The sequence below is a fragment of the Sphingobacterium spiritivorum genome (assembly GCF_016724845.1).
In the GTDB taxonomy this organism is placed as follows: Bacteria; Bacteroidota; Bacteroidia; order Sphingobacteriales; family Sphingobacteriaceae; genus Sphingobacterium; species Sphingobacterium spiritivorum_A.
On record NZ_CP068082.1, the window covers coordinates 316,680 to 333,711 of the forward strand.

Below are 17,032 nucleotides of genomic sequence, written 5' to 3' on the forward strand. Positions count from 1 at the left end.
GATTAGATTACCCGGTCTATCTGATATTTATTTCGCTCGCTGCCGTTACGGGAGACCAGCTCGGCTATAAATCCAGTCAGGAATAACTGTGTGCCGATCAGGATAGCCACCAGCGATAAAAAGAACAAAGGCTGATCGGTAACATTCCGGTAAGGGGAATTATTGGCGATACTCATCAGTTTGTCCGCAATAAGGTAAAAAGTAATAAATATACCGATCAGAAAGCTGATCACTCCTATTGAACCAAAGAAGTGCATAGGTCTTTTACCGAATTTACCTACAAAATAGATGGATAACAGATCAAGGAAGCCTTTCACAAACCTTCCGGGGCCGAATTTTGTAGTACCGTATTTACGGGGATAATGTTGTACAACCTGCTCCTGTATCGCTGAAAATCCGGCCCATTTTGCTAACACCGGAATATATCGATGCATTTCACCGTACACTTCGATACTCTTAACAACATCTTTTTTATACGCCTTCAATCCGCAATTGAAATCATGTAAATTGTCAATACCTGACATTTTACGGGTTACGGCATTGAATAGTTTGGTAGGAACGGTCTTCGTAAGCGGATCATATCGTTTTTGTTTCCACCCGGATACAAGATCTGCATCCTGACGCATAATACGGTCATAAAGTTCCGGAATTTCGTCCGGACTATCCTGCAGATCAGCATCCATGGTGATGACTACATCACCCTGAGCAGCGGCAAAACCTACATTTAATGCTGCAGATTTACCGTAGTTTCTCCGAAACTTCACCCCTATGATATTATCGCTTCCTTCTTTAAGTCGCTCTATCACTTTCCAGGAGCTGTCATTGCTACCGTCATCAACCAGAATAATTTCATATGAAAAATTATTGGCCTGCATAACCCGATCGATCCAGGCGGTAAGCTCTGGTAACGATTCTTCTTCATTAAATAGTGGAACGACTACCGAAATATCCATTTTCTATGCTAAATATCTTAACTTTTTTATCGTATTAGTTGGGATTGTTCTGATCCGGCCATGCACCATAATTTGCATTCGGATCCGTATTAGGATCTACGTTAGGATGTTGCTGAAAAAAAGGTTTTTCTTTCTTTAAAATCGCAGCCAGAATCAAGGCTAAGACAAAATAGAATATCATAGTAATACCTATTCCTCTGAAAAATTGCCAAAACGACATTTTTGAAATTTCAGCTTTCTGTTCATCCAGTTTTGCGATAGCTTCGTCTATCTGCGCGTCTCCGGCACCAGACTTCTCGAGCATTTCAATCGTCAGATTACTGGTATTATTAATTACTTCTTCCTGAATAGTAGGTTCGACAAATTTTGTAAATGCAAAGGAGCCCAAAGAGGAAAGAAGCGCAGCAACAGCAAACATAATAAAGATCTTTTTCAAGGCTTCAGAAAACGACCAGTATCCGCCGACACTTTTTCTGATACTAATTGAAAATAATACTGCTACAGCAAGAAAAACCACTAAGTTGAGTACTCCAGAAACACCAAATAGCACCACCAAAGAAGTTGTACTTTTAGAAATATACATTGTTACAATACCCAGTACAAGTGCAATAACACCAAGATACAATCCATAGGTTATGCTCTGTTTTTTGCCGTCTGTTTCTTGAAGTGAAAGTTGGTCGGTCATAATTTATTTGTTATAGTTAATAATAATCTGATAAAGAGCCAAATCAAGTGATTTGTTTAAAGCAGCACTTTTGTATTCTTCCAGTTGTTTTTCAGAAGGATTTGACTCTGAAAAGAAACTCATCATAGGATAGAATACTTCATACAATTCGTCCTGATTATCCACTGTTTCGGCAATTTTTGCAATCTCTGCATAACTGCTGTCCACCAGAATCTGATTAGCAATCACCTTTTCATAAATACGGTGCTCATCCTGAAATTCATCTTCATCTACAAGAAGGAATTCTTTTAAATAGTCCTCCAGTTCAGGCTCAATTTCATCATCAGCACACTCACGAAGATAAAGAAAAATATTAAGTAATTCAGTTCCTCTGTCGATGGTCTGATCTTCTATACTTTCCCATTCCGGCGAATCCAGATAATCTTCTTCCAGCTTCTGTACATCTTCGGAAAAGAAGTTCATCAGCAACAGATCAAAGCAGACCTCTCTTAATTCATCAAAACGCATATGATCGTCAAAAGCAGCATCTAACAGATCTACTTTTTCCAGAAAAGGTTTTTGGGCATCAAAAGCCTGATGAAGCTGGTTCAGCAATTCCTGATGATCATGACCTTCGTTGGCAGCATAGGTCTCCAGACCTTGCGTCACTGCACGAGCTATTTTAACATTCATAATTGATTAATTTTTAAATATTTTACCATTATTCAATACCAGTAATACCTTACCTGTCATTTCCTGTCCGAGGAAAGGAGAATTTTCAGATTTGGATTTATTCTGCACTGTATCAAATGTCCATTTTTGTTTTGTATCGAACAAAACGATATTCGCTGCTTCTCCCTCCTGCAGTAAAGGAACTTCCAATCCCAAAACCTTACGCGGACCTATTGCCAGTTTTTCAACGATAATCTCTTCATCTAATCCCGCCTGTACCAGTAACGGAAGTACGGTTTGCAAACCTATAATACCATTCTTAGCGATATGGAATTCTACTTTTTTATATTCGACCTCCTGAGGTGTATGTTGAGATACAACGGCATTGATTACACCGTCTTTAAGTCCTTTTAGTAAAGCCTTTATATCGTGTTTGGTACGTAGCGGAGGATTTACTTTATAATTACTATCAAATCCTTCTACTTCCTTATCTGACAACATAAGATGGTGAGCTGCGACATCACAGGTCACCGGCTGTCCTTTTGCTTTTGCCTTCTTAATAAGATCAACCGCTTCTGCTGTGCTGATTGTGGAGAAATGTATAGGAGACTCATTGTACTCTGCAAGATAAAGATCACGGGATAACATCAATGATTCTGCAAGATTAGGAATCCCTTTCATACCGAGATAGGTACTGACAACACCTTCATTCATCTGGTTGCCACCCGCCATGGATTCGTCTTCCGGATGTGATATGATCAAGCCGTTGAACCCTTTAGAATACAATAGAGCACGACTCATCAGGCCGGCCTGTTGTACACTTCTGTTGCCGTCACTAAAAGCAATAGCACCGGTTTGTTGCATATCGTACAGCTCTGCAAGTTCCTTCCCTTCGCGCTTCTTACTGATCGCTCCCACAGGATATACATCTACCAGATTTCCTTTTGCAGCATTGATTACCAGCGCAACTTCCGAACGACTCTGTATGGCAGGTTCAGTATTGGGCTGAACAGCCACTCCTGTAAATCCTCCTGCAGCAGCAGCGGCTGTACCGGTCTGTATATCTTCTTTGGTTTCCAGTCCGGGTTCTCCGAAGTTGACATTAAGATCAAAAAATCCGGGTGCCAGGAATGCACCTTTTGCATCGATGACAGTTGTTGCCGAATCCGGCGCTTTTATTTTTTTACCGATCTGTGCGATCTTACCATTCTCAATCAATACATCCACCTCTTTGCGGTGATGCTCGTTTCCTGGCAAAATAACAGTTGCAGAAGTGATTAATAATGTACTCATGAAATTAAAATCTATTTGCTTGATGAAGTCCTGTTAAATATACAACACCTGAGCTGAACATCATTTGTTTTGAACAACCATACATAAAATAAAAAATGGATTTTTCTTTTGAAGAATAAAAGAAAGGAAGATAACAAACTGTTGTAGCGAGGTGCTGCGTCATTTAGAAAACAAATGTACAAAATACTATTAAAAGAGCTACTATTGCAGGAATATTATCTGCTTATTTTTTTGTTCCCCACTGATAGGATTCCACAGCAATTCCGGCCAATGACAAGGCTCTATCCACAACGGTTCGGGCCAATTCTTCGAAATCTTTTGGAAGACTGTAATAAGACGGACTTGCCGGGCATATAATACCTCCTGCATCGGTCACGGCCAGCATATTCTGCAAATGAATTTTACTTAGCGGGGTCTCCCTTGCAATAAGGATAAGTTTCCGGCGCTCTTTCAATATGACATCTGCTGCACGTGTGGTCAGATCCGAAGAAGTACCATGCGCAATACGTGCTAATGTCCCCATAGAGCAGGGACAAATGATCATCGTCTCAAATCTGGCAGAACCGGAAGCAAAAGGGGCATAGAAATCATTCTTACTATAAAATGTAAAAGGATAATCCTCATATGCTGTATTCTGCAATTCGTATTTCCATACATCTTTTGCATTATCAGACATCACTACTCCTATTTCTTCAAACTGATCTTTGATTCTGACCAGCGTATCAAGTAATACCTTAGCATATATAGAACCACTGGCACCAGTAATCGCCACCACTATTTTATTTGACATGGTCTTTTCTATTAAATTGAAACACAAAGCTAAAAAAAAGGGTCGAATAAGAAATATTCGACCCTACATCTACCTATGAAAAACATGCCCTTGGGGAGGGCCTATACAAATGTACTTTAATTGTGGATTATTCAAAATTTTTTTAATCTTAAATTATTAAAATGTAGCCGTATAACTACAGCCCTATTAAATATTGTTGTATAGGTAAAAAGATACATATGTATAACAAAATCAAACAGGGATTCAATCAGCCTCATTTGGCAAAAAATATCCACACTTGGAATGTTATTAACATTTCATTTTATAATTAACAATTTTTTATTTATTTCGTATCATTAAAACAAGATTCAATGAGTTTATCGGTATTAGAAGAGTATATTGAAACGGGCAACTATCAGGATTTGGAATTATTGTTACGAAACGATCCGGATCTGGTAAAACAGAATACCAGTCATGATATTTCCCCCTTAATGCTGGCATGTTACTACAATAAAACTCAGATTGTACAAACTATCTTAAAATACATTACATCGATCACTATTCACGAAGCTTGTGCAGCAGGTCTCACGCAACATGTAGAGGCTATTATTTTACAGAAACCGGAGATCGTGGATGAACTTTCTTCTCAGGGGTTTACGCCTTTAGGGATAGCGACACACTTCTCCAGAGAGGATATTATCCGGATTCTGCTGAAAAATCATGCTGATCCAAATATCCCTTCTCAAAACGGATACAATGTATATCCACTGCATGCGGCACTCAATGCCAATAACAGTACGATCAGTAAAATGCTGATAGAGGCCGGCGCTTATGTAAACATTGCGCAATCATCACGGATCACCCCCTTACATCTGGCAGCGCAACACGGCAATATAGATCTGATTATTGTGCTTTTAGAAAACGGCGCGGATATTTCGGTAAGAAACGACATGGGACTTACAGCCGCTGATATGGCCGCTGATAAGGGATTTAAAGAGATATCCGAAATCCTTAAGGCATAGCCATCAACTATCCCACAAATGCTTACGCATCTTTTTTACGTAGGCCCTAAAGTCGAGAAGTACACCGGCAAATAAATAAAAAAGAATCGGAAATCCTGCGCCAATGATAGTGGCATAGATAAAAAACAGTCTTAACTTGGCGATAGAAATTGAGAATTTCTCTCCCAAATAAGCACATACTCCGAACGATTGCTGTTCAAAATAGTATAAAATCTTTTCTATCATGATCGTATGGGTTTTAATATCTGTAAACCTATCTGACAATCCAGGCATTTCTTAAGTTCACAATAATGGGACTTCAGGTGTATTAATGCCTGCGAATCTGCTGCGCACAATGCCGGAACTCCTATAGCTGCAAATTTACTGACTATAGAATTGGACTCTGCTTCCAGTTCCTCTAACCATGCCATAGCTTTACAAATGTACATCTCCTGATCAAAATATTTACCATACAAAAATAATAATTGTACAATACTATTTATAATCAGGGTTCTTGCCGCTAATTTACCCATTTTTGTACTATGCTGTACAGCAGCCTTTTGTAACGTATAATGTCTTTCCCAAAATTCAGAAAGTTTTATCTTCTCAACTAATGACTTCAGTTCTGCAAGTGTTTCCAACTCCATAATATAGGAAAATAATCCTTCCTGCTGCCGGTACAGCGAGACGAGCTGTGCCATTCGAAACGTGGGAAAGTTATAGGGTCGCATGCGCATAAATTTCCATCGGCTTTTATCCATCTCCGGCAGTCGATGGAGCTTCCTGAGGTACTGATACTCTTTATGAAGATTGCCGGCATATCTATCTTCAAAAACCTCGCTTTCTCCTAAAAAACCTGCTATTCCCAAAACCAATGCTTCTGATTTCATTACATCATCCCTGTATTTATGGATCAGTGTAAAAGGGATGATCTCTGCCAGTTCCTGAAAGGTATCTGCATTGACTTTTTGTCCGAAAGCCCGTGCAAGCATAACGAAAGCCATTTTTTCAAAATCACATCCATAGCCGGTGAATTGTTTGATCAGAATATCATACTTTTCATGAAAACGCTCTACCGTCATCCGGGATAACCATTGTTTTACAAATAAGGGTTCTACATCTCCAATCTGCTTTTCACAGGGAATCCAGGCGTTTGAATTGCCCATGATAAACTCATATTTTGTAATAAGATCCGATGTGATTAGCGGCTTGAGACAGAGTGTGGGAACAGAAGAACCATCAGACCGGCAGACTTCTTCATCTCCGTCCCATATCACGTGCAGAATGACATTGTCATAAGATTTGTCTTTATCATGCTGATGCTGATACCAGGCTTTATCATTGACATGCAGCTCGATATGGCCATTCCATTCCTCATTGCCAATTCTTATCTTAGCATGCAAAAAATCAGGCCCTGCATTCAGATTATAATGACCTACATCCTGTATCTTAATAACGTCCTTTTGAAGCGTTTGAAGATTATATTGGTCAAATAAACGAAACCGCCAGATAAAATGAAGTAATTTTTCCGGTATTCGCATACCTTAAAAATACACATTTCTTTAAAATAAAACTAATTTTTCTTTACGATTAAATAAAAATCATCAGAAGCCACAGCTTGCTGTTCTTTCAGTTCACCTTCAACGACTGGCGCCTTTATTCCGCCTTCCCATAATACTTTACTTCTGATTACTCTGGCTTCATCCCATAGACCTGCGTCAATAAAGAGCTGAAGGGTCTTAGCTCCTCCTTCTATAATAATAGACTGAATATCCATCAGGTATAGCTGGTACAGGATATTCTGAGGCAGATATAAGTCGTAGTTTTCCAATTCGATATACTTGATACGTCCCTGCCAGTCGGTCTTGACTGCATTGAACACAATTGTATCTGCATCTTCGGAAAAGATAGCTGCAGACTCCGGTACTGACAACTGCTTATCTATTAGGACACGTTTGGGGTTATTTCCCTCCCACTCTCTCACTGTCAGTGACGGATTATCGATCAATGCGGTACGCGTTCCTACCAATATAGCATCTTCTTCAGATCTCCATCTATGCACAAGTTGCTTACTGGCTTCATTACTGATCCAGGCTTGTTCATCGGTATTCTTTGCCATATATCCATCGGCTGTCTCTGCCCATTTGAGGATAACATAAGGCCTGTTCTGCCTGACACGTGTAAAAAAACGCCTGTTTAGCCAGAGGGCTTCTTTCTCTAACAAACCGACTTCTACTTCTATCCCTGCCTGCTGCAAGATTCCGAGACCTTTCCCGTTGACCTGAGCAAAGGGATCCATACAGGCGATATAGACTTTTCTGAGATTATGCTTTACTATAAGATTAGCACAGGGAGGTGTTTTCCCGAAGTGTGCACAAGGTTCCAGACTGACATACATATCGGATTCCGCCAGCAAACGGTCTGCTGAATCCGGATACTGATCCTTCACCTGTTGAATAGCATTGACTTCTGCATGTGGCCCGCCATAAGGCGAGGTATATCCCTCACCGATGATTTTATTCTCATGGACTATCACGGCTCCGACCATAGGATTGGGACTCACAGTACCCGCACCAAGTAGGGCGAGTTCCAGACATCTTTGCATGTATCGCTCTTGCATATTCATATACAAAAGTATCAATTAGATAGCAGATAACAGCTATATGGTTCTCTAAGAATAATTGTATTTTTGAGCTATGAATTCACTTCAACAATACGAACCATACTTTACAGCGCAATTGACAAAAATATATGATCTTGAAGAGGCTAAATCTCTTTTTTTTCTGGCTGTGGAAGAAGTTGCGGGTATAAATAGAATGCAGTACACGGTTCAGAATGATCATGTAGTTACCGAAGAACAAAAGGTTCAACTGGATCGCATTCTACAGGAGCTGTTAAGACGTAAACCTATTCAACATATATTGAAAAAGGCTGATTTTTATGGTGAAATATTTGAAGTAAATGAGTTTGTACTCATACCCAGACCTGAAACGGAGGAATTGGTACACCTGATCATAGGACATCATCGTTCTTCTGCTGTTCCACTAAAGATTATAGATATCGGTACCGGTAGTGGATGCATCCCTGTTATACTGAAGAAGCATGTGCCTGCTGCTCATGTCAGCGCGTTGGATATTTCCAAAGAAGCGATTGCTGTGGCTAAACGTAATGCAAAAAAAATGGAGACGGATATTCATTTTGTCAATGCAGACATTCTGGAATGGGAATATCTGTTTACAGAACAGTTGTATGACATTATTGTCAGCAATCCTCCTTATATCACACCTAAGGAAAAAGAGGAGATGCACAGCAACGTACTGGAATTTGAACCACACCTCGCCCTTTTCGTAGAAGAGAGCGCACCTTTGCTTTTTTATGAGACTATTGCGTCTTTTGCTTTGGTTCATCTTAAACCTGCAGGCGATCTTTATTTTGAAATCAATCAATACTACGGACCGGAAACTGCAGATATGTTACGAAAAAAGGGATTTTCAAAGGTGGAATTGATTAAAGACATGCACGGAGCGGACCGGATGATCCATGCACGCAGATAATTTTTCAAATTAATGTTTTTAGCTTTTAGGCAGTTACATTAAAAATCACATTTTATTGCCGGCATTATTTGGAGGATATTAACAGAAATTCTATCTTTGCATCACTTTCAGAAACGGAAACGGTTCACAAAAAGAAAGGATTCCGTAGCTCAGCTGGTAGAGCAATACACTTTTAATGTATGGGTCCTGGGTTCGAATCCCAGCGGGATCACAGAGAAAAGCTCAATCTTTCGATTGGGCTTTTTTTGTATCCATTATATAAGAAGCGCGGTACTATGGGGATCGTATTCAGAATTTTTCTAAATTTATACTGTAATCAAAATCCATTTTAATTAGTTGATGATAAATTTTTCACTATCTTTATTAAGCACTAATTATCTGTAAAATGAAATTATTAACCTTGCCATATATTTTGATGGCGGGCATTTTATCTGTAAGCAATTTAAATACAACAAATGCTCAAATCAAGTATCTTAATGAATCAAAGCAGAATTTTGATAAACGTATGCAATGGTTTGTTGACTCCAGGTACGGCATGTTTATCCATTTCGGATTATACAGTCAGCTTGGGGGCGAATACAAGGGAAAAGATATAGAAGGTTATGCCGAATGGATACAGGCCAATGCTGATATACCAGGTGAAGAGTATGCATTATTAACCCAAACCTGGAATCCAAAAAATTTCGATGCTAAAAAAATAGTACGGCTGGCTAAGGATGCAGGCATGAAATACTTAGTGGTGACAACCAAACATCACGAAGGGTTTTGTCTATGGGATTCGCCATATACGGATTTTGATATCGCATCGACACCAATGAAAGGCCGGGATATTTTAAAGGAACTGGCGGATGCATGTAAGGACGAGGGAATAAAATTTGGCACCTATTACAGTATCATCGATTGGCATCACAGCTCTCAATATCGAAACCCTGAAGGGAAGAAAAATGCTGATCATTGGTTCCAGGTCGCTATCCGACCAGAGAAGAAACAAGAATACATTCAGTATATGAAAAATCAGATTAAGGAATTAATCGACAAATATGACACCGATATTCTTTGGTTTGACGGGGACTGGGTCAATTGGTGGGATATGGAGTCTGGACGAGAATTGTATGAATATATCCGCACCTTAAAACCTTCCATAATCATCAACAATAGGGTAGCAAAAAGAGAAGAATTCCATAAAGATTTTGGTACTCCTGAGCAGGAACATCCTGCAACAGGGTTGGATTATTATTGGGAAGCTTGTTACACCATGAATAACTCATGGGGATATAAAAAATCTGATAATGACTGGAAAACTCCGAATGAGATAGCGGATAAACTGCAGGAAATTAATGAAAAGGGAGGAAATCTCTTGCTCAATATCGGTCCGGATGGTAATGGTGTTGTTCCGGCTCAAAGTATAATTATTTTAAAAGAAGCCGGGAAGCTCTTAAAAGCGAAAAGATAATTTCTAAAATATATTTCCAGATAAGTAGGTGTTTCGGAAATTGTTATGCTTTGATGGCATGGGTCCTGTTAGTATTGTCTTCTGAAATTAAAACGGGATCAAATTTTGTCTCAATAAGAGGAATATTAATCACCGGAACTTTATATAATGGATATATATTTTATTGCCAATCCTGCAAGTTGTTCTTCTGTATTCACCTTTTTGCAACCCTCCAGATTCAGTTGTTGCAGTTTGTCCAAATGACAAATAGTAGGCTGAAGCTTGGCTAGTGCGTTGCATTTTTGGAGAAACAGCGTAGTGAGTTTGTGGCAATGTTCGAGACCTTCGATAGATTCAAATGAACCGCCGATAATACGCAGGTATTCCAGATTGATAGCATGCTTCAGAAAAGAAAGGTCCGCATGCTTAACACCGCCAATCAAAAGTTCTTTCAAAGATGTCAGTTTATCCCACCCCTGAATTTTCGGTCCATAGCCAATATTCAGTTTTTCCAGAACCGGAAAGACCGAAAGATCAAGATTAAATTCTCCTGCAGCACTCCAGCGCAGATTCTTCAATCTATGCAAATACTTTAATCCGTTAATATCCGACTTTTTTGACATCGGCACCAGCCAATGGAAGGTTTCAATAAAATTCCTGTCTTTCAGAAAGTCAAAATTAATCGTCTGCTTGCTCCAATCTCCATCCGTCCAGACACAAACCTCCGGGATTCCATTTTCCCTGGCATAATCCAGTCCTTCTTCAAGATATTCATATATTATCCGAATACCTTTAAAAGCAGAAGTTTCGCTGTAGTCTATCTTATATTTTTCCATCAGTATCTCACCATTTATGATTTTATATTACAACTCTATTCAGGGATTAGTTTTTATTTTCTCCAATGCCTCCTGATAGATCTTCTGAATACTTTTCTTCTGCTCCTGTTCACAGATCTGCTCCACGGCAGGCAACAACGTCACATTGTATTCGGTTTTTAATTTGATTATCTGTCCCAATGCAAATGCGGAACTCCATCGCACTACAGTACCTTCATGCGTTGTATTATCCAACAATTTGAAAATAGATTCCTTCAATTGTGTAGAGAACAGGTGTGCGATATTCCCAATAACCTTTGCACTTTCCCATTTTATGCGTGGGGCTTTTGAACGCAAGGATTGTGTTACAAATAGCAGCACATGTTCGTCAGCAAGTTCGGGATGACGCCGGGTAGCATATTCCAAAGCCTCTATACAGGTTGCTTTTACAGGGTCTTTTTGGTTTGCGGCAAAAACAAGAAGTTCTTCAACAGCAAGTGATTTTTCTAAGATCCAATTACTGATCGTCTCTGTTTTCTCTTTAGATTTGATTTCTTTTTCTTTAAAAAGCTCTTCGATGGTCATATTTATTATAACTGATTCTTATCGTACATATCGATATTCGAAGAATTAAATTAAGAAAAATCCTGTTCAATCCGGACAGGTAAAAATCATTTTTACTATTCAACAGCTGTCAGTATAATGGGCTTATCATCTGTCACGACAAGGGTATGCTCATGTTGAACTGCAAATCCGCCCTTATTACCCAATAACGTGAATCCATCTGCTTGTTCAATAGCCAATGTAGAGTGCGTATTGATAAATGTTTCTATAGCGACAACCGTTCCTTTTCTAAACCGTCTTTTGTCATCCGGGTCTTTATAATTCAAAAGATCAAAAGGTTCTTCATGCAATGCTTTCCCTAAGCCATGACCTCCCAGGTTTTTGATGACGAGATAACCTCTTTTTCTAGCTTCAGTTTCGATGTAATGACCAATTTCGTTTATCCTCACCCCTCCTTTAATACGGGATATAGCAGAAAGGAGAATGTTTTTTGAAGCGTCAACCAAAGAACTGTGCCCATGCAGGTCCTCACCTACAACAATAGATCCGCCATTGTCAGACCAGTATCCGTCAAGCTCAGCAGATACATCAATATTGATCAAATCTCCATCCTGAAGAATTCTTCCTGGTGAAGGTATTCCGTGTGCGACTTCATTATTGAGACTGATACAGGTATACCCAGGAAAACCATATGTCAACCGGGGAGCAGACCGTGCACCAAACTCCATCAATATATCTCCACCGTATTCATCCAGCTCCTGAGTCGATATTCCTGGCTTGGCATACTGTTGCATTTTCAGTAAAGTCACAGCTACTGCCTGACTTACAGCTTTCATTTTCTTCAGTTCATTGTCATCGGATATAATCATATATAATTGCTTTATGGATAAGAAACAAAAATAAGGAGGAGATGTTGGAGATAAATCGTAAAATCCGGACATTTCATTACGGTTTGTTAACTTTGTCGTGATGCCGATAAATTTTCTTACTGCCATACATGCACAAAATCAAGAAAACTATATTCAAATTCCTCTCGAAAAGGGGCTTGAAAGCTTTATTGAGGGTATTTATGAATTTGATGGCACTATGCTATGTGAACAAGTTGCTTTATTTAGTGACGGCTACCCGGCTCTGATCCTTATGCCCTTCTGCTCAGACACAGTGACGGTAAGAAACACGACTTCACATATTACACTGGGCTCGATATGGATTTGCGGCGGTATTATACAACGAAGCTTTTTACAGTCTGCAAAACCGGAGGGTACCATCCGGATCGTTCGTTTTCGCGCACCTGCATTTTTTCGGTTGTTTGATCTTCAACCTGATTGTTTTGAATCTCAACCTGTTTATGATCTGACCAACTCATCTGAGCCATTTTTCAGGTCATTTATAAATACTTATTATCAGACTACTGATGCTAAATCGCGGATAAAGGCTGTGGTCAATTTTATATCCGGCCAGCATATACCCAGTACAAAAATACCTGCACTGCTGCAGGAAAGACTGAAGGAAATAGGGAAGAGCTCCTCTCCCACTATCCAGCATATAAATTACAAGTGGTGGCAACGCGCCTTTAAAAAACATTTTGGACTTGCACCGCAACAGTATATACAGATTCAACGTTTTTTGAAAGCTTACGCTTTGTTGGAAGCCTCTTCTTCCTTGTCTCTGAATGATGTCGCTTACAAAATCGGCTATTACGACAGTAATCATCTATTGAAGGATTTCAATAAATATATAGGGCAATCTCCTAAAGCATATTTTAAAACCGGATTACTGTAAAGGGATATTATTCGGAACTATAAAGTGACATCTTTTTTAATAGAAACTCCAGCCCATTATGCTGTTGTGGAGGGAAAGTAACACTGATCTCTCCAACAATCTGATTATTAACGATCCCTTTGGATGTGATGGTGACATTCCCATATCCGGCCAGCTCATCTACATTTGTTCGCCAATCCTGTGATACAGGTATATCCATATCTTTAAGTATGGTCGGAATGCGGTTTGTCTGTACGACTGCAGAAAATTTATTATTCCTGATTATCCTTTCAAAATGCTTATTCGCCACTGATTGAGTTTTCCCTTCCTTTATTTCCTCCAGCTCTGCCCGATCATTGGATACAAACACAAGATCTTCCTGACACATCATATATATCGGAAATCCATGACCCCTATTTCGTTCAATCTCAAAAATATCTTTATTCAAGGTAGCCTTTTTCATTGCGACAGCAAGTTGCAAACCACTCAGCAACAGACGCTGATCTTTAGATGTAAACATCCAGACAAAGCGTGGAACTGTCTCTTCTTTTGTACGCTTTACTTCCTTCAGATCATAGTCATTATTATATTCATAATCTGTATACTCAGTCCTTAGTTTTGTCACTCCGTTGAGAAGTACCAGATGATCGCCCGGCATTATTTTGGCTAATGCCTGTTCATCAAAAACAACATCCATTGCTAAAGCCAAAAACGGAGCAATTTCAGGTTCTTTACCAAACAGGCTACCAAAGCGCTTTGAGATATATGTTGGCAGCTCCTTCATATAGGCTTCGGAATTGATATTTAAGGATAGAAAACCTACTGTTTGCGCTTTGAAATAGCGGAAGAACTTAGGATTAGGTTTTTGATTATAAATACGCTTGGCAACCTGCAGCAAATCTTTATCCAAATCTACCCTTGTCTTCAGTTTCAGAGTCTGTTCTTCAAGCTGAAGATCCAGAAAGGCTTGCCCATATCCGTATCTGAAATAATAGGGCTTAAATCCGTAATACCAGGAACTCATATAGGCTAATGGCAGCAAGCCCAGATATAACTCGTCTACATTTTTGACCCAGGCCCGCATCAACGGCATTTTTTCATGAATTGATTTTAACGTTTTTTCATCTAATCCTTTATGATTTGCCGATAATAAATGCTGCATTTCCTTATCCATCCATTGAACTTCAAGTGCATTCCGGATGGAATCGTTTTTTTGCTGTACACGTTCATGTATGCGTGCTATAGAATCTGAATAATTTTTATCCTCTTCAGTCCAGATATCATTTATATTGATAGTATCAGCTTTTTCTCTTCCAAAATCATAGGCCTCAAATGTCACTTCTTTTTCATCACGGATATCTCCATAGATGACAGATGAAGCAGAGTCAGGCTGCTCTACAATCTCTAAACTATCTATGCCGTCTTCTGTATAACTGTAAATTGAATCCGTCGTAGCGTCTGCTGCTTCATCATAAGAACCGTTTTCTATGTAGACTGGCATTGCTGCCATATCTACATTATCAATTCCATAACGTGTTGCAACAGAATCATTATAGAAAAAATTGTAATTGAGTCCACCTGACAGGATATAAAGTACTTCTTTATTCCAGGCTAATAAAGTTCCGCTAATATTCGTAGCTCTGAGAAATCCGTTTTCCGTTGCCACTTTTCCAATCGTATAAGGCAGCATCGCTTCAAATTTCTCCGGATTATTGAGTGGTAAAATATAACCTAAATAGGATATACTATCTGTATTCTTATGATACATATAACTATACTGTTCCAGATCTATCCCCATGTCTTCCAGATGAACAGACTTTTGCCCTTTTTGCTGTTGGAAAGTATCAAAAAAATTAATCTTGACAAGTAATTCATTGAGCAAATCAGCATTGCTATGCTTTAGAATATCTTTTGTATTAATTACGGCTATAAGGCTTGCTTCTTTGGGTATACGCGTAGCTATGTATTGGGCTTTTGTTTGTAGAATGATCAGAAATGTAAAACTAAAAGCTAAAATTATATTCAATCTACCATTCATATCTTACTTGACTTTTAAAATAAACTCCTACTACTGACACTGTGACACCTGATCAAATGATTAGGTGCACAATGCAGTTTTACTATTCAATACACACACCCTATCAGGATATTAATGCTTTCGCATAGATACGAATCATTATGTTTCAAAGTTAGCCAATCAGCATGGGTAGCACAATCCCCGAAATCAGGGATAGTGATGTACTTTGAAGGATATGTACGTGTCTGTTTTAGCTTTTCTCTCCTTCTAAAGGAGATATCCGGATTTATCGGGGGAAAGATTAATCCATAGAAATTCAGAACCTCTCCCTAACCCTTCCGACGAGTCGGAACAGGTTCTCCTTAAAAATGAGAGGGAATAGTTTTAATGGGATAACTATTTTTGGTCGCGTCTGCCGGTGTCCTCACCGGCAGTATGGTAATTTCAGTTCTATCATTTGGCGGGGACGCTAAATGAAGCTGTTAAAAATTTAAGTTGATGTGTGTTTCATAACCCTTCTCTCCTTTGAAAGGAGAGAAGGGTTATGAAATAAGTTCCAAAAACAGAGAGGTTCTAAAACTAGTTTTAGAACCTCTCTGCATATAAATAAATAGTGGTGATACTTACAACCTTGATCTGCTTTGGTTACCGAAGCGTACTGACAGTCCTAGTTCATGGGTACTGTTTGCAATGTATCTGTTCAGATCACTGTTCTTCAGATTCTGCTGGTAACTGTATGCGATACGAAGTCTCCCCAGATTGAATTCGGCCATTCCCATCAGATCTCCACGTTGTCTGTAACCTGCCCCGATACCGAATTTTTCATGGAAAAACAACATCGCTGAACCGTCAAACTGAACGCCTGTCACAGGACGGTAGCTCGCCAGTAAGCTCGGACGGATATACATCTGGTTATCCAGATCGAAGATGACAGAAGAGGATACATAAAAGGTATTATCCCGCCCAAACTGACGCACATAGTCGGATTCTTTGGACCCGAAAATAGAACGTGGCATCGATACGCCTACATAGTATTTGTCCGGTCTGACCAGCGAAGCGGATAGCCCGTACAACAAGGTCCCGTATTGTACGGTCTGAAACGCCGGATCTCCAGGATCCAGAGAGCTGTAATCTCCACGCTGCTGCGTGTATCCCAGGTTAACGCCAAGACCTACATATTCCTCATCTGAGATCTGAAGGGTTTTGGTAAAGTTTGCCGAGGCTTCGGTACTCCGTTCTACGCCGATCTTGAATTGCTTGAAATTAACGCCTAATGCAATACCTCGGTTACCTATAGCAATGTTGCCATTGAACCAAATACTCTTGGGGGCTCCATCTACACCCGCCCACTGGTAACGGTACAAAAGGGCGGCGTCTCCTTCACCTCCTTTCAATAGCGCATTGTAACTCGGATTCAGCATCTTACCGAACGAGCCCGATAGCGCCGGATCTATATACTGCTGACCACAGCACAGGCTGACAAATAGCATCAATAATGTGCCTGATATTATCTTCTTCAAGTTCATATTCCTTGTTA

17 protein-coding genes and 1 tRNA gene are annotated in these 17,032 nt (G+C 39.5%); 5 read left to right on the plus strand and 13 right to left on the minus strand.

What is annotated here, in order from left to right:
* Window positions 1-2: 2 nt before the first annotated feature.
* From I6J03_RS01465 to I6J03_RS01485, 5 genes are all read right to left on the minus strand, one after another.
* Window positions 3-953, minus strand: a complete 951-nt coding sequence (locus I6J03_RS01465) for a glycosyltransferase family 2 protein (RefSeq protein WP_003007688.1) — start codon at window positions 951-953, stop codon at window positions 3-5.
* Between the two features lie 34 nt (window positions 954-987).
* A complete protein-coding gene (locus I6J03_RS01470; protein WP_003007690.1) occupies window positions 988-1,638 on the minus strand; it encodes a DUF4199 domain-containing protein in 651 nt (216 codons plus the stop codon).
* Between the two features lie 3 nt (window positions 1,639-1,641).
* Window positions 1,642-2,310 carry a hypothetical protein gene (locus I6J03_RS01475; RefSeq protein ID WP_003007692.1) on the minus strand — a complete coding sequence of 223 codons (669 nt, stop codon included), beginning with the start codon at window positions 2,308-2,310 and terminating at the stop codon, window positions 1,642-1,644.
* 6 nt (window positions 2,311-2,316) lie between these two features.
* A complete protein-coding gene (locus tag I6J03_RS01480; protein ID WP_003007695.1) occupies window positions 2,317-3,582 on the minus strand; it encodes a dihydroorotase in 1,266 nt (421 codons plus the stop codon).
* 223 nt (window positions 3,583-3,805) lie between these two features.
* The gene (locus I6J03_RS01485; RefSeq protein ID WP_003007696.1) at window positions 3,806-4,372 is read right to left on the minus strand and encodes a UbiX family flavin prenyltransferase; all 567 of its coding nucleotides are present in this window, start codon (window positions 4,370-4,372) and stop codon (window positions 3,806-3,808) included.
* 350 nt (window positions 4,373-4,722) lie between these two features.
* Here I6J03_RS01485 and I6J03_RS01490 point away from each other — a divergent pair, with 350 nt between their 5' ends.
* Window positions 4,723-5,373, plus strand: coding sequence for an ankyrin repeat domain-containing protein (locus I6J03_RS01490; protein ID WP_003007698.1), 651 nt, complete (start codon window positions 4,723-4,725; stop codon window positions 5,371-5,373).
* A gap of 3 nt (window positions 5,374-5,376) precedes the next feature.
* Here I6J03_RS01490 and I6J03_RS01495 read toward each other — a convergent pair whose 3' ends face one another.
* From I6J03_RS01495 to ribD, 3 genes are read right to left on the minus strand one after another with little or no spacing between them, the layout of a single operon-like run.
* Entirely contained in the window at window positions 5,377-5,598 is a 222-nt protein-coding gene (locus I6J03_RS01495; protein WP_003001842.1) for a hypothetical protein, read from the minus strand.
* On the minus strand, window positions 5,595-6,893 hold the full coding sequence (locus tag I6J03_RS01500) for a DUF2851 family protein (protein ID WP_003007701.1): 1,299 nt from the start codon (window positions 6,891-6,893) through the stop codon (window positions 5,595-5,597). The genes I6J03_RS01495 and I6J03_RS01500 overlap by 4 nt, the downstream gene beginning before the upstream one ends.
* A gap of 32 nt (window positions 6,894-6,925) precedes the next feature.
* The gene (gene ribD, locus I6J03_RS01505; RefSeq protein ID WP_003007703.1) at window positions 6,926-7,978 is read right to left on the minus strand and encodes a bifunctional diaminohydroxyphosphoribosylaminopyrimidine deaminase/5-amino-6-(5-phosphoribosylamino)uracil reductase RibD; all 1,053 of its coding nucleotides are present in this window, start codon (window positions 7,976-7,978) and stop codon (window positions 6,926-6,928) included.
* 70 nt (window positions 7,979-8,048) lie between these two features.
* Here ribD and prmC point away from each other — a divergent pair, with 70 nt between their 5' ends.
* From prmC to I6J03_RS01520, 3 genes are all read left to right on the plus strand, one after another.
* Window positions 8,049-8,906, plus strand: coding sequence for a peptide chain release factor N(5)-glutamine methyltransferase (prmC, locus tag I6J03_RS01510; protein ID WP_201694094.1), 858 nt, complete (start codon window positions 8,049-8,051; stop codon window positions 8,904-8,906).
* Window positions 8,907-9,044: 138 nt separating this feature from the next.
* Window positions 9,045-9,117: transfer RNA gene (locus I6J03_RS01515), tRNA-Lys, on the plus strand.
* A gap of 174 nt (window positions 9,118-9,291) precedes the next feature.
* Window positions 9,292-10,359, plus strand: a complete 1,068-nt coding sequence (locus I6J03_RS01520) for an alpha-L-fucosidase (protein ID WP_050767785.1) — start codon at window positions 9,292-9,294, stop codon at window positions 10,357-10,359.
* Window positions 10,360-10,499: 140 nt separating this feature from the next.
* Here I6J03_RS01520 and I6J03_RS01525 read toward each other — a convergent pair whose 3' ends face one another.
* The 3 genes from I6J03_RS01525 to map all read right to left on the minus strand — a co-directional run bounded on the left by I6J03_RS01525 (window position 10,500) and on the right by map (window position 12,586).
* Window positions 10,500-11,174 carry a leucine-rich repeat domain-containing protein gene (locus I6J03_RS01525; RefSeq protein WP_003007709.1) on the minus strand — a complete coding sequence of 225 codons (675 nt, stop codon included), beginning with the start codon at window positions 11,172-11,174 and terminating at the stop codon, window positions 10,500-10,502.
* A gap of 39 nt (window positions 11,175-11,213) precedes the next feature.
* Window positions 11,214-11,738: a HEAT repeat domain-containing protein gene (locus I6J03_RS01530; RefSeq protein ID WP_003007711.1), complete on the minus strand. Its 525-nt coding sequence runs from the start codon at window positions 11,736-11,738 to the stop codon at window positions 11,214-11,216.
* Window positions 11,739-11,833: 95 nt separating this feature from the next.
* Entirely contained in the window at window positions 11,834-12,586 is a 753-nt protein-coding gene (map, locus tag I6J03_RS01535; protein ID WP_039990059.1) for a type I methionyl aminopeptidase, read from the minus strand.
* 100 nt (window positions 12,587-12,686) lie between these two features.
* Here map and I6J03_RS01540 point away from each other — a divergent pair, with 100 nt between their 5' ends.
* The gene (locus I6J03_RS01540; RefSeq protein WP_003007714.1) at window positions 12,687-13,499 is read left to right on the plus strand and encodes a helix-turn-helix domain-containing protein; all 813 of its coding nucleotides are present in this window, start codon (window positions 12,687-12,689) and stop codon (window positions 13,497-13,499) included.
* Window positions 13,500-13,506: 7 nt separating this feature from the next.
* On the opposite strand, the gene I6J03_RS01545 is transcribed toward I6J03_RS01540, so the two are convergent.
* Together I6J03_RS01545 and I6J03_RS01550 are read right to left on the minus strand one after the other, a co-directional pair.
* A complete protein-coding gene (locus I6J03_RS01545) occupies window positions 13,507-15,516 on the minus strand; it encodes a hypothetical protein (RefSeq protein ID WP_201694096.1) in 2,010 nt (669 codons plus the stop codon).
* A 602-nt stretch (window positions 15,517-16,118) separates the two neighbouring features.
* A complete protein-coding gene (locus I6J03_RS01550; RefSeq protein WP_003007719.1) occupies window positions 16,119-17,021 on the minus strand; it encodes a PorP/SprF family type IX secretion system membrane protein in 903 nt (300 codons plus the stop codon).
* Between the last annotated feature and the right edge of the window lie 11 nt (window positions 17,022-17,032).